Source organism: Bradyrhizobium sp. BRP22 (assembly GCF_020194175.1).
Lineage (GTDB): Bacteria > Pseudomonadota > Alphaproteobacteria > Rhizobiales > Xanthobacteraceae > Bradyrhizobium.
This window is the reverse complement of record NZ_JADYVX010000015.1, coordinates 70,873-83,408: the sequence shown is the minus strand read 5'-3', so window position 1 is coordinate 83,408 and position 12,536 is coordinate 70,873. Positions and strand designations below refer to the sequence as shown.

The 12,536-nt window shown below is 62.6% G+C and carries 12 protein-coding genes and 1 pseudogene; 9 read left to right on the top strand and 4 right to left on the bottom strand.

What is annotated here, in order from left to right:
- Positions 1-14: 14 nt before the first annotated feature.
- Positions 15-2,222 carry a phosphoribosylformylglycinamidine synthase subunit PurL gene (gene purL, locus I6F35_RS19890; protein ID WP_225119363.1) on the top strand — a complete coding sequence of 736 codons (2,208 nt, stop codon included), beginning with the start codon at positions 15-17 and terminating at the stop codon, positions 2,220-2,222.
- 123 nt (positions 2,223-2,345) lie between these two features.
- On the opposite strand, the gene I6F35_RS19885 is transcribed toward purL, so the two are convergent.
- On the bottom strand, positions 2,346-3,530 hold the full coding sequence (locus I6F35_RS19885; RefSeq protein ID WP_225119362.1) for an acyltransferase: 1,185 nt from the start codon (positions 3,528-3,530) through the stop codon (positions 2,346-2,348).
- 170 nt (positions 3,531-3,700) lie between these two features.
- Here I6F35_RS19885 and I6F35_RS19880 point away from each other — a divergent pair, with 170 nt between their 5' ends.
- Positions 3,701-4,039 carry a hypothetical protein gene (locus I6F35_RS19880; RefSeq protein ID WP_225119361.1) on the top strand — a complete coding sequence of 113 codons (339 nt, stop codon included), beginning with the start codon at positions 3,701-3,703 and terminating at the stop codon, positions 4,037-4,039.
- Between the two features lie 104 nt (positions 4,040-4,143).
- Complete coding sequence (locus I6F35_RS19875; RefSeq protein WP_027584884.1) at positions 4,144-4,317, top strand: DUF1328 domain-containing protein; 174 nt, start codon at positions 4,144-4,146, stop codon at positions 4,315-4,317.
- Between the two features lie 100 nt (positions 4,318-4,417).
- Here I6F35_RS19875 and I6F35_RS19870 read toward each other — a convergent pair whose 3' ends face one another.
- Positions 4,418-4,777: a DUF427 domain-containing protein gene (locus tag I6F35_RS19870; protein WP_225119360.1), complete on the bottom strand. Its 360-nt coding sequence runs from the start codon at positions 4,775-4,777 to the stop codon at positions 4,418-4,420.
- A gap of 172 nt (positions 4,778-4,949) precedes the next feature.
- Between I6F35_RS19870 and I6F35_RS19865 the strand changes: the two genes are divergently transcribed.
- Both I6F35_RS19865 and I6F35_RS19860 read left to right on the top strand, forming a co-directional pair.
- Positions 4,950-5,195 carry a BolA family transcriptional regulator gene (locus I6F35_RS19865; RefSeq protein ID WP_225119359.1) on the top strand — a complete coding sequence of 82 codons (246 nt, stop codon included), beginning with the start codon at positions 4,950-4,952 and terminating at the stop codon, positions 5,193-5,195.
- Positions 5,196-5,215: 20 nt separating this feature from the next.
- Positions 5,216-6,418, top strand: coding sequence for a low temperature requirement protein A (locus tag I6F35_RS19860; protein WP_225119358.1), 1,203 nt, complete (start codon positions 5,216-5,218; stop codon positions 6,416-6,418).
- On the opposite strand, the gene egtD is transcribed toward I6F35_RS19860, so the two are convergent.
- Together egtD and egtB are read right to left on the bottom strand one after the other, a co-directional pair.
- Entirely contained in the window at positions 6,394-7,365 is a 972-nt protein-coding gene (gene egtD, locus I6F35_RS19855) for an L-histidine N(alpha)-methyltransferase (RefSeq protein ID WP_225119357.1), read from the bottom strand. The two genes, I6F35_RS19860 and egtD, sit on opposite strands and share 25 nt — an antisense overlap.
- A gap of 110 nt (positions 7,366-7,475) precedes the next feature.
- Complete coding sequence (gene egtB, locus I6F35_RS19850) at positions 7,476-8,729, bottom strand: ergothioneine biosynthesis protein EgtB (RefSeq protein ID WP_225119356.1); 1,254 nt, start codon at positions 8,727-8,729, stop codon at positions 7,476-7,478.
- Between the two features lie 304 nt (positions 8,730-9,033).
- Here egtB and grxD point away from each other — a divergent pair, with 304 nt between their 5' ends.
- The 4 genes and pseudogenes from grxD (at position 9,034) to I6F35_RS19830 (ending at position 12,512) form a co-directional block, all read left to right on the top strand.
- The gene (grxD, locus tag I6F35_RS19845) at positions 9,034-9,366 is read left to right on the top strand and encodes a Grx4 family monothiol glutaredoxin (RefSeq protein WP_225119355.1); all 333 of its coding nucleotides are present in this window, start codon (positions 9,034-9,036) and stop codon (positions 9,364-9,366) included.
- Positions 9,363-9,917 (top strand): O-acetyl-ADP-ribose deacetylase, encoded by a 555-nt coding sequence (locus I6F35_RS19840; protein ID WP_225119436.1) that lies wholly within the window; start codon positions 9,363-9,365, stop codon positions 9,915-9,917. Before grxD ends, I6F35_RS19840 begins: the two co-directional genes overlap by 4 nt.
- Positions 9,918-9,959: 42 nt before the next feature.
- The gene (locus tag I6F35_RS19835) at positions 9,960-11,243 is read left to right on the top strand and encodes a serine hydrolase domain-containing protein (RefSeq protein ID WP_225119354.1); all 1,284 of its coding nucleotides are present in this window, start codon (positions 9,960-9,962) and stop codon (positions 11,241-11,243) included.
- Positions 11,224-12,512, top strand: a pseudogene (locus I6F35_RS19830) (serine hydrolase domain-containing protein). The gene I6F35_RS19835 and the pseudogene I6F35_RS19830 overlap by 20 nt, the downstream one beginning before the upstream one ends.
- Positions 12,513-12,536: the final 24 nt, after the last annotated feature.

Below are 12,536 nucleotides of genomic sequence, written 5' to 3'. Positions count from 1 at the left end.
CCTAAGAAGGACCCATGAACGAGCCCCAGATCACCCCCGAACTCGTCGCCGCCCACGGGCTCAAGCCGGACGAGTATGAGCGCATCCTGAAATTGATCGGGCGGGTGCCGACCTTCACGGAGCTCGGGATCTTCTCGGCGATGTGGAACGAGCACTGCTCGTACAAGTCCTCGCGCATCCATCTGCGCGGATTGCCCACGAAAGCGCCATGGGTGATCCAGGGGCCCGGCGAGAATGCCGGCGTGATCGACATCGGCGACGGCCAGGCGGTGGTCTTCAAGATGGAGAGCCACAACCATCCGAGCTATATCGAGCCCTACCAGGGCGCGACCACCGGTGTCGGCGGCATTTTACGCGATGTGTTCACGATGGGCGCGCGCCCCATTGCCTGCCTCAATGCGCTGAGCTTCGGCGCGCCGGAACATCCGAAGACGCGGCATCTGGTCTCGGGCGTGGTCGCCGGCGTCGGCGGCTACGGCAATTCCTTCGGTGTGCCGACGGTCGGCGGACAGGTCCGCTTCCACACTCGCTATGACGGCAACATCCTCGTCAACGCGATGGCGGTGGGTCTCGCCGACGCCGACAAGATCTTCTACGCGGCCGCGTCCGGCGTGAACATGCCGATCGTCTATCTGGGCTCGAAGACCGGCCGCGACGGCATTCATGGCGCCTCGATGGCCTCTGCCGAGTTCGACGACAATTCCGAGGAGAAGCGTCCGACGGTGCAGGTCGGCGATCCCTTCGCGGAGAAGCTCTTGCTCGAGGCCTGCCTCGAGATCATGGAAAAGGGCTGCGTGATCGCGATCCAGGACATGGGCGCGGCGGGGCTGACCTGTTCGGCGGTCGAGATGGGCGCCAAGGGCGACCTCGGCGTCGACCTCGACCTCAACGCGGTGCCGACCCGCGAGACCGGCATGAGCGCCTACGAGATGATGCTCTCGGAAAGCCAGGAGCGCATGCTCATGGTGCTCAAGCCCGAGAAGGAGCAGGAAGCCGAGGCGATCTTCCGCAAATGGGGCCTCGATTTCGCTGTTGTCGGCTACACCACGCCGACCAAGCGTTTCGTGGTCAAGCATGGTGGCGACGTCATGGCTGATCTGCCGATCAAGGAACTCGGCGACGAGGCGCCGGTATACGACCGTCCACATATGGCCTCTGCCGCGCAGCCGGTGGTCCATGCGCGCGACGTCGAGCCGCCGGTTGGTATTCCGCAGGCGCTGGAGAAGCTGATCGGCACGCCCGATCTCTGCTCGAAGCGCTGGGTCTGGGAGCAGTACGATCACGTCATCCTCGGCAATACCGTGCAGCGCCCCGGCGGCGATGCGGCCGTGGTCCGCGTGCAGGATGGACCGAAGGGCCTTGCGATGACGGTCGACGTGACGCCGCGCTATTGCGAGGCCGATCCGTTCGAGGGCGGCAAGCAGGCGGTGGCGGAAGCCTGGCGCAACATCACCGCGGTCGGTGGCAAGCCGCTCGCGATCACCGACAACTTGAATTTCGGCAATCCTGAAAGGCCCGAGATCATGGGCCAGTTCGTCGGCTGCCTGAAGGGCATTTCGGAAGCCTGCCGCGTGCTGGATTTCCCGGTCGTCTCCGGCAACGTTTCGCTCTACAACGAGACCAACGGCCGCGCCATTCTGCCGACGCCCTCGATCGGCGGCGTCGGCGTGCTCGACGATTTCACCAAATCCGCAACGCTCGCATTCAAGGCGGAAGGCGAGGCGATCCTCCTGATCGGCGAGACCCATGGCTGGCTAGGTCAGTCTGTCTATCTGCGCGAGATCTGCGGCCGCGAGGAAGGCGCGCCGCCGCCGGTCGATCTCGCCGCCGAGAAGCGCAACGGTGACGTCGTGCGCGGCATGATTCACGCAGGTACGGCGACTGCGGCGCATGACATTTCCGACGGTGGGCTGTTGATCGCGCTCGCCGAGATGGCGATCGCAAGCGGCATTGGCGCGCGGCTGCTCGCAGCGCCAACGGCGCTGGTGCCGCACGCCTACTGGTTCGGCGAGGATCAGGCGCGCTACATCGTTACTGTGCCCGAAGCGGAAGCCGGCCGCGTGCTCGCCAAGATGCGGGGTTGCGGCATGCCCTGTGCGCGCATCGGCACCACCGGCGGCGACGCCATCGCGATTGCGGGCGAGGCGCCGGTGACGATCACGACGCTGAACGAGGCGTTCGAACACTGGCTGCCGGCCTATATGAGCGGCAAGGCGGCGTAGGGGCGTCGCCTTCTATCCTCCGTCATTGCGAGGAGCGACAGCGACGAAGCAATCCATCTCTCCGCAAGCGGTGAAATGGATTGTTTCGCTTCGCTAGCAATGACGGCGGAGAAAGACGACGCTTCACAGCACTCTGTTCGCGCCCGGAATCCTCCGGAGCGCCGCCGTCGCCGCCCAGCTCAAGAGCACCGTCGCCACAAACGCGATGGCCGCCTTCACGATCGCCGGCCATCCGAGGTCAAGCATCCAGTATTGCAGCCAGAGCACGATCGGATAGTGCACCAGGAACATGCCATAGGCATCCGGCTGCATCGGATCGAGGATGCTCCAGCCGGATTGCTTGAATCTGAGGAAATAGGCCAGGATCACAAACATGATCGCCACGCTGAAGGAAGCGAAGAAGAGACCGTAGGTCGCCTCATACCAGTCCGGCAGCCGTACTGGATTGCCGAGGATTTCGCGCTTGATGTAGATCAGCACCCACATCAGGCAATACGGAACGAGTGCCGCAACCGCCCAGCCCCAACTGCTCTTCGCCAGCCGTCCGTCTGCCGCGAGGAGACCGCGGTCCAAATACATGGCGCCGATGCCGGCGCCGAAAAAGAAGTAGGTTGCATAGAGCAGCACCCGCCCGTGCTGCACCGAGAACGGTCCGAACTCGAACCAGCTGCCTGGCCCATAGTGAACACGCCCCGGAATGTAGAGCACGGCGGTGACCGCAAGCATGACCACGAAGAACAAGGTGGCCCGTTCATGCCCCTTGAGCGACAAGCGATTGATCGGCTCGATGATCTTGGGTGACAGCAGAAATAGCAGGCTCGCGACGAGGTCGAAGGCGAGCAAGACCCAGAGAAACCAGACCGGGCCGCTCGGCCATGGGCCCACGGTGATCGTTTTCCACCAGAAGTCGGAAAAGCTCAGATCCGGAGTTTCGCGCAGCGCGATGGCATAATAGGCGAGCGGAATGAGCGTGAACGCGCAGATCACGAAGGGTAGGCCAAGCCGAACCAGGCGATCGAGCAGATAGTGCACCGGCCCTTTCCGAGCGAGCCCCGGCCACACGAACAGTCCCGACAGGAAGAAGAACATCGCCATGAAGAAGCTGTCGGTGGCGAGCACGATCATGTCGAAACCGATCCACGATTTTGGATCGGTGTGTCCGAAATACGTGTAGGGGATCACGGCATGGTGCAACAGCACGACCAGCGTCAGGAAGGTGCGGGCGCGGTCCAGCGAGGCGTTGCGCGCTTTCACCTTCGGTGCCGCGTGCGCTTCCGCAGTCGCCATCGTGTGAGAGATCGAGCTCATAGACGTGCCCCGGCAGGTGATTGTCAGCGATGTTGCAACCCGGAATCGGATTGGGCAAGGCCCAATCATTGTACTCCAAAAACGTCGATGTGATCTCGCGGTCGCGAGAGCGGCGGAACGACGCGAGTCACGGCACGTTGGTGCGGCCGCATGCAACGTGGAGAATTATCATGCGACACAAATTGCATCTATCGGCCGTCATCGCGATGTCATTGATGACGGCATCATCAGCGGCTTTCGCGCAAGCTTCAGGTGGCGGCGCCGGCGGCGCGCCACCGGCTGCTGCTACGCCGACCAACCCGGGATCGGCGGGCATCTCGTCGGCGCCTGGCGGACAATCGAGCTCCACGACCGGAATGGGTAGCGGCGGAACGTCCACCACGCCCAATCCAAACCTCAACCAACCAGGCGCGCCCACGTCGCCAGGCACGAGCGGGACCGGCCAGTTGCCGAACACCATGCCGGATACGACCCCGCCCGGTTCTTCCGGCCGCATCGACGACAGGTGAAAACTCGCAGCGCCAGGCGGGCGGCGATCAATTCGCTGCCCGCGGTTTTGGAACTCGCGCTATCGCCAGAGGTTACCCTGGCGAAATAGCTGGAGACGAGGGCGATGACGTTACTTAAGTGGGCGCTGATTTTTCTTGTGGTGTCGATTGTTGCCGGTCTGCTCGGCTTTACCGGCATATCGGCAGCTTCCGCCGATATCGCGCGGGTATTGTTCTATATTTTCGTCGTGATCTTCCTGGTGCTCCTGATACTCGGGCTCACGATATTCAGGGCTTAGCGGCAACAGTCATTCCGGGGCGATGCGAAGCATCGAACCCGGAAGCTCGAGATTCCGGGTCTGGTGCTTGCTCACCATCCCGGAATGACAGTCTTTCGCTCTATGCCACTTCCTCGATCGTGACCTTGTCCGGATAGAACGCCAGGTGGCCTGCGATCTCGGTCATCGCCGGGAAGGGCGTCTCGTAGGTCCAGATCGAATTTTCAAGCGTCTTGCCATTGGCATTGATGCTGAAATAGTTGGCGTCGCCCTTGTAGGGGCAATGCGTGGTCCGCTCGGTCCGCGAGAGCAGGGCCATGTTGGCGTCCTCCCGCGGGATGTATTGCACGGCCGGATAGCTGGCTTCCTTCAAGGTCAGCGCATGGGTGGAGTCGGCGATGACCACATCGCCCGCCCGAACGCGGACGCGCTTAGGATTGGGGGTAATCGTGATCGGATGGTCGGGACCGGGAAGTTTCATGATTCTGCGCCTTTTTTGGTCAGTTCGTTGTGACCGATTGATGCAGCTAAAACGATTGGAAGCGGAATATAGTGCCTGATAGGATGACCTAGAAGGGCGCAACCGCTAGGTTTTGTTCCCAGCGGCCGCCCGTGTCGGCTGCGATTTGAACGTCGAATGGAGGTGTACTGGGATGCCGATGGACGCCCGCGATATCGAATCCATGATCAAGGCAGCTATTCCCGATGCCGTGGTGACGATCCGCGACCTGGCCGGTGACGGCGACCATTACGCGGCAACGGTCATCTCGGAATCCTTCCGCGGCAAGTCTCGCGTCCAGCAGCACCAGATCGTTTACCAGTCGCTCAAAGGACAGATGGGCGGCGTGTTGCACGCACTGGCGCTGCAAACCGGGGTGCCCGGCGGGCCCAAGGGCTGATCTTCTCGCAAGAGGCGCCGATGGCCGCGGACAACCGACACGGCGCGATGTTTCGCGTCGTCGTGCCACATCAGCATAGCCGCGTCACCTATGCCGAACTGTTCTACGACCTGGTCTTCGTGTTCGCGGTCACGCAGATCTCGCACGCGCTGCTTCATCATTTCACGCCGGTCGGCGCGGTCGAGGTCACGCTGCTGTTCCTCGCGGTGTGGTGGGTCTGGGTTTTCACGGCCTGGGTGACCAACTGGCTCAATCCAGAGCTGACCCCGGTCCGCATCCTGCTGTTCCTGATGATGCTCGGCGGCCTCGTGCTGTCGACCTCGATCCCGAAGGCCTTTGAAGACCGCGGCCTGTGGTTCGCCATCGCCTATGCGGTGATGCAGGTCGGGCGCACCGCGTTCTGGCTGGTATCGACGCCGCATCACTGGACGGCAGTGCGCCACAACGCCATCCGCATCCTGGCCTGGCTCTCTACATCAGCCGTATTCTGGATCCTCGGCGGCCTTGCCGAGGGTGAGACGAGGCTGTGGCTGTGGATCATCGCGCTCGTGATCGAATATGTCTCGCCGGCGGCGCGGTTCTGGGTCCCGGGGTTGGGGCCGTCATCGCTGGAGGCCTGGGCGGTCGAAGGCGGCCATATGGCCGAGCGCTGCGCCCTTTTCATCATCATTGCGCTCGGCGAGGCGATCGTCGTGAACGGTGCGACCTTTGCCGAACTGAGCTGGACCACCGAAAACATCCTCGCGTTCGTGTCCGCGCTGGTGGGCAGCATCGCGATGTGGTGGATCTATTTCCACAAGGGCGCCGAGGCCGGATCCGAAGTGATCTCGAAATCGGTCGAATCAGGGAAGCTGGCGCGCCTCGCCTACACCTACCTGCACATGCCGATCGTTGCCGGCGTCATTTTGACCGCGGTGTCGGATGAGCTGGTGCTGAAGCATCCCGGCGGCCATTCCGACCCCAAGACGATCGTGAGCGCGATCGGCGGGCCGCTTCTGTTCCTGGTCGGAACGATCCTGTTCAAGCTCTCGATCCGCGGCTTCCTGCAGCTCTCCCACATCGCGGGCATCGTCGCGCTGCTCGTGCTGAGCTGGTTCGCAAGCGAGCTGTCGCCGCTATGGCTCTCGATCGTCACGACCGCGATCCTGATCGTGGTGGCGGCCTGGGAATCGGTCTCGTTCGGCTCGGCTTCGGAATCTCATTCCGAAGCCACCAGTGCGTGAACCGAGAACATCTTTGCTGAGTCGGTCCAGGACTCCCGCACCGTCCAGCCCGAGTTTCGGGCCAGCTCCGCGAACCGCTCCAGCGAATATTTGTAGCTGTTCTCGGTGTGAATGCTCTCGCCGGGGCGGAACGAGTAGGTGTTGCCGAGAATCCGCACGCTCTGCGCCTTGCGGCTGATCAGGTGCATCTCGATGCGATGGCGGTCGCGGTTGTAAATCGAGCGGTGGGTGAACGCCGAGAGATCGAAATTGCCACCGAGCTCGCGGTTGATGCGCACCAGCACATTGAGGTTGAAACGCGCGGTGATGCCGGCCGAATCATTATAGGCGTTGTACAGCACGCGCTCGTCCTTCTCGAGGTCGACGCCGATGATCATCTGCGCGCCAGAACCCAGAATTTCGCGCGCGGTGCGCAGGAGATCGGCGGCCTCCTGCGGCTCGAAATTGCCGATCGTCGAGCCCGGGAAGAACCCCACTTTCGGCATTTCGGCGATTTCGGCCGGCAGCGCGAACGGCCTGGTGAAATCGGCTGCGACCGGATAGACGCGCAGACGCGGAAAGTCCTTGCGCAGGCCTTCGGCTTGCGCGTTCAGGAAGTCGCCGGAGATGTCGACGGGCACATAGGCGCCGAATTCGCAGTGATCGAGCAACAGGCGCACCTTGGTGGTCGCGCCCGCGCCGAACTCGACCAGCGCCGCGCCCGCAGGGATAATCGCAGCGATCTCGGCTCCGCGATCGCGCAAGATGCCGAGCTCGGTGCGGGTCGGATAGTATTCCGGCAACACCGTGATCTGCTCGAACAATTCCGAACCGGTCGCATCATAGAAATATTTCGGCGACAGGCGCTTGGGATGTTGCGCGAGATGTCCGATCACATCGTCGGCAAAGGCTGCGGTCTGTTCGTCGAAGGCATAGGCCTTGGCCAAAGCGCGGGCATGCACATTCATGATACTCTCCTGAACGCGCCTTCCCGCGCGCTATGATTTTTGGTTGTTTTTGCGCACGATCTTCTCGGAAAACCGGGAGCCGCTTTTCCGGATCATGCTTTCAGAACCGATCAGGCGTAGTCGGCGAGCCGTAATCCTGTAAATTGCCAGCGATGGTGCGGATAAAAGAAGTTGCGATAGGTGACACGGCTGTGACCGCTCGGAGTTGCAAGCGAGGAGCCGCGCAGCACCAATTGATTGACCATGAACTTGCCGTTGTACTCGCCGAGCGCACCCTCGATCGCGCGGTAGCCCGGATAGGGTGAATAGGAAGAACGGGTCCACTGCCAGACGACGCCGAAGGCATCGTTGAGCTGGCCGGCGCGCGCGGCGACCTCCCATTCCATCTCGGTTGGCAGGTGCTTGCCGGCCCAGCGGGCAAAAGCGTCGGCCTCGTAATAGCTGACATGACAGACCGGGGCTGCCGGATCGACCGGCTGCAGGCCGCCCAACGTCATGATCTGCCACTGGCCGTCGGCCTTGCGCCAATGGCCGGGCGCCTCCCAGCCTTCCTTTGCGACCGTCGCAAAACCGTCCATCAGCCACAGCGTCGCTGTCGAATAGCCGCCGTCCTGGATGAAGGCGAGCCAGTCGGCGTTGGTCACAAGGTTTCGCGCCAGCTTGACCGGCCCGACCAGGGCGCGATGCGCCGGTTTCTCATTGTCGAAATGAAAGCTGTCGTCCGCGTGGCCAATGCTGTGGATACCTTCGTTCAGCGTCACCCATTCCTCGCCGCCGCGGTGCGAGGCCGGAAAGCGCCACGCCCGATCGTAAGCCGGCGGAATGGGATTCTGCGCGAAGGCATGCAGGATGTCGGTCCACATCAGTTCCTGATGCTGCTGCTCGTGATTGAGCCCGACCTCGACCAGCGGGGCCAGCTTTGCCAGCTTCTCCTCACCCGCGGTCTCGAAGAATTTCACCACGGCATCGTCCACGTGCCGGCGATAGGCGGTGACCTCGTCGGCGCTCGGACGGGTCAGATGGCCGCGCTGGTGGCGGGCATGGCGAGGACCGGCGCTGACATAATAGGAATTGAAGAGATAGGCGTAATCCGGATGGAAGGGCTTGTAGCCCTCCTGGTGCTCCCCAAGCAGAAACTGCTCGAAGAACCAGGTGGTATGGGCACGGTGCCACTTCGCTGGGCTGGCGTCCGGCATGGACTGGATCAGCTGGTCCTCCGCCGACAGGGGCGCAGCCCGTCGCTCGGTTTCATCCCGCACCGCCAGAAAGACTTCCACCAGGGCCTGGGACAGGGGACCAGAATCAGAAGCGCGTGATGGGGAGGGGGTCGCGAGGGTGGCGGCAGCGAATGCTGGTTTCGTCACGGGTGTCTCCGAATGGGTGGAGAGAACGTTGCTCTGCCAAACTGGTTCCCTACGGGCAGTCCGTCCTAGATAGGGGCTTCCGTTCGGGAAAAAAGCCTCCCGCGGTCATGATATTAGCGTCGTCAGATTATGCGCCCGGAGCCGGACAGGCGCCCGAAAAGGGCCCCATGCATGCCAGCTCTCCGCCATTTTGCTTTGGATGCACAACGGTTTGGGCTACATATATGTCCAGTCGCGGGGCAAGCGGGTCGAGCCGGCCCACAAGCAAATGCCGCAGAGGGCGGAGCCCCAAAGGGAAACGAAAATGAGCATCGAGCAATTCATCGACAACGAAGTGAAGTCGAACGACGTCGTGCTGTTCATGAAGGGCACGCCGCAATTTCCGCAGTGCGGTTTCTCTGGTCAGGTGGTCCAGATCCTCGACCACATTGGCGTGGGCTATAAGGGCCTGAACGTGCTGGAGTCCGCCGAGCTGCGCAACGGCATCAAGGTCTATTCGAACTGGCCGACCATTCCCCAGCTCTACGTGAAGGGCGAGTTCGTCGGCGGCTGCGACATCATCCGCGAGATGTTCCAAGCCGGCGAGCTGCAGCAGCTTTTCGCCGACAAGGGCGTTCCGGTCGGCGCCGCCGCCTGAGCCTGATGGCGCGCCAGCTCGGCAACGCGCGCCTCGAAGTCATCGTTGCCGACATCACCACCTTGCGCGTTGACGCCATTGTCAACGCGGCCAATTCCTCTCTCCTGGGTGGAGGCGGTGTCGATGGCGCAATCCATCGCGCCGCCGGCCCCGAACTGCTCGCCGAGTGCCGCACGTTGCGCGGCTGCGCGACCGGCGATGCCAAGATCACGCAAGGTTATCGGCTTCCTGCCCGGCATGTCATCCACGCCGTCGGGCCGGTCTGGCACGGCGGCGATCAGGGCGAGGATGGATTGCTCGCCTCCTGCTATCGCCGCGCGCTCGCGCTCTGTCAGACAAATGGGCTCGCCTCGCTGGCATTTCCTGCCATTTCGACCGGTGTCTATCGCTTTCCCGCCGACCGCGCCGCCGGGATTTCGGTCGGGACGGTCGCGGAGGGACTTAGCCATGCGCCAGAGGTCAACCGGGTGATCTTCTGCTGCTTCTCTGACGCCAGCGCTCGGCTGCACGAGCAGGCTTTGGCCGGTGTCGACGGCCCTTGTGCTGACTGACGCGCCGCCGCTACACTCCCTGCCGAATTCGGGAGGGGTCCAATGAATTCAGTAAAATTGCTGCGCGTGCTGGCAACAGGCGCGTTGATGCTTTCTGCGTTGCCGGCCGCTGCCGCGGAAGGAACGTTCGATATTCCGGCAGGAGCGCATTTCAACCAGGACAAGCTTGCGAAGATCGGGACGTTCTTCAACAACGAGGTTGCGACCGGAAAAATCCCGGGCGCGATTGTCCTGATCCAGCAGCATGGCAAGCCGGTCTATCACCAGTCCTTTGGCGTGCAGGACGTGGCGAGCAAGGCGCCGATCACCGACAAGACGATCTTCCGCCTGTTTTCGATGACGAAGGCGATCACCGCCATCGTCTCGATGCAACTGCTCGAGGAGGGCAAGTTCAGGCTGGATGATCCCGTTGCGAAATACATCCCGTCCTTTGCCAATGTGAAAGTCGGCATTGAGAAGAAGAACGAGGACGGCAGCAAGACGCTTGAACTGGTGCCGCCGGACCGGCCGATGACCGTGCTCGACTTGATGCGCCACACCTCCGGCATCACCTACGGCTTCTATGGCGACAGCCTGGTTCGCAAGGCCTATGCATCCGCCAACCTCTATGCCGGCGATTTCGACCTTGCCGAATTTGCCGAGCGGCTTGCCAAGCTGCCGCTGCACAACCAGCCGGGCGCGCTCTGGCAATACGGCCACTCCACCGACGTGCTGGCGCGCATCATGGAGATTGTATCCGGCAAGTCCCTGCTCGCGATCGAGCGGGAGAAGCTGCTCGATCCGCTCGGCATGAACGATACCCGCTTCCTCGTCACCGATCCGGAGAAGCAGAAGCTTCTGGCGCTGCCGATGCCGAATGACAGCAATTTCAGGGTCGGCCGGGAGAACGATCCGACCGTTGTCAAGAAGATGGAGTTTGCCAGCGGCGGCATGGTCTCGACGATGGCCGACTTTTCGCGCTTTGCGCAGATGTTGCTGAACGGCGGCACGTTCGAGGGCAGGACCTACTTGAAGCCCGAGACCTTCAAGCTGATGACCACCGACCAGGTCGGCCCCGGTTCGGGAGTCGAGCGGGACTATTTCTATTTTCCCGGCGACGGCTTTGGCTTCGGGCTCGGACTCGCGGTTCGCACCGATCCGGGCAACGCAAAGCCGCCACCGCCGGGCTCGCTTGGCGAATTGAAGTGGGACGGCGCGAGCGGTTGTTACTTCGTGATCGACCGCAAGCAGGATATGTTCTTCGTGCTCCTGGAGCAGACACCGACCGAGCGGCAACGTATCCAGCGGACGCTGAAGCAGCTTGTCTATGAAGCGATGGAGAACTGAGGCTTTGTCGCGCCGCCTGGTTCTCGCAGCGGCATTCGCGCTTCTGGTTCTCGCAGGATATGGCGCCCAGGCGGAAGCTCCGGCCGGCGGCGCGCACCGTTTTTCCGCTGCCGGGCTCGCGCGCGTCAGCGATTACGTCAAGAACGAGATTGCGACCGGCAAGATTCCCGGCGCGATCCTTCTGATCCAGCAGCACGGCAAGCCGGTCTATTACGAGAATTTCGGGGTCCGCGACGTCGCCACTCAGTTCTCGATGAGTGCGGACACCATCTTCCGCCTCTATTCGATGTCGAAGCCGGTCACCTCGGTGGCCGCAATGATGCTGGTGGAGGACGGCAAGCTCGCGCTCGACGATCCCGTGTCGAAATACATCCCGGCATTCGCGGATGTGAAGGTCGGCATCGACCAGCGGGGTGAGGACGGAAGCACGACGCTCGTATTGCAGCCGCTCGAGCGCCCGATCACGATCGAGGACCTGCTGCGCCACACGTCCGGTTTGACCTACGGCTTCTCCGGCGACAATTCGGTGCGAAAGCTCTATGCGGACGCAAATCTCTTCAACGGCGACTGGACCAACGCCGAATTCGCCGCGCGGATCGCGAAACTGCCGCTGGCCGAGCAGCCCGGCACGTCTGGGATTACGGGCATTCCACCGACGTGCTCGGCCGTGTGATCGAGGTTGTCTCGGGAAAGACGCTGTACCAGTTCGAAAAGGAGCGGCTGCTCGATCCGCTCGGGATGAACGAGACCGCCTTCTACGTCGCCGATCCCGCCAAGCGCCCCCTGATCGCCCAGCCGATGCCCGATGATCGCGCGCTTGGCCCGGCCACGATGGTGAGCGATCCGATGCGGCCGCGCAAATGGGAATCAGGCGGCGCCGGCATGGTCGGCACCATCGGCGACTACGCCCGTTTCGCGCAGATGCTGCTCAGCGGCGGCACTTTCGAAGGCCGGCGCTATCTCAAGCCGGAGACCATCGCGCTGATGACGAAGGACCATATCGGCGCGGAAACGAAGATCGTGCGCGATGACCACTACTTCCCCGGCGCGAACAGCGGCTTCGGCCTCGGCTTTGCGGTGCGCACCTCGGTGCCGCCGAACACGTCGTGGCCGCTCGGCGAATACCGCTGGGACGGCGTCGCCGGCACCTTCTTCTTCATCGATCCCGAAGACGACATGTTCGCGATTGTGATGGTGCAGACGCCCTCGCAGCGCGGCCGCATCCAGCTGCAATTGAAGACGCTGATCTATCAGGCGATGGGGCGCTGAGGGAGGGGGCATAGCCCGGATGAG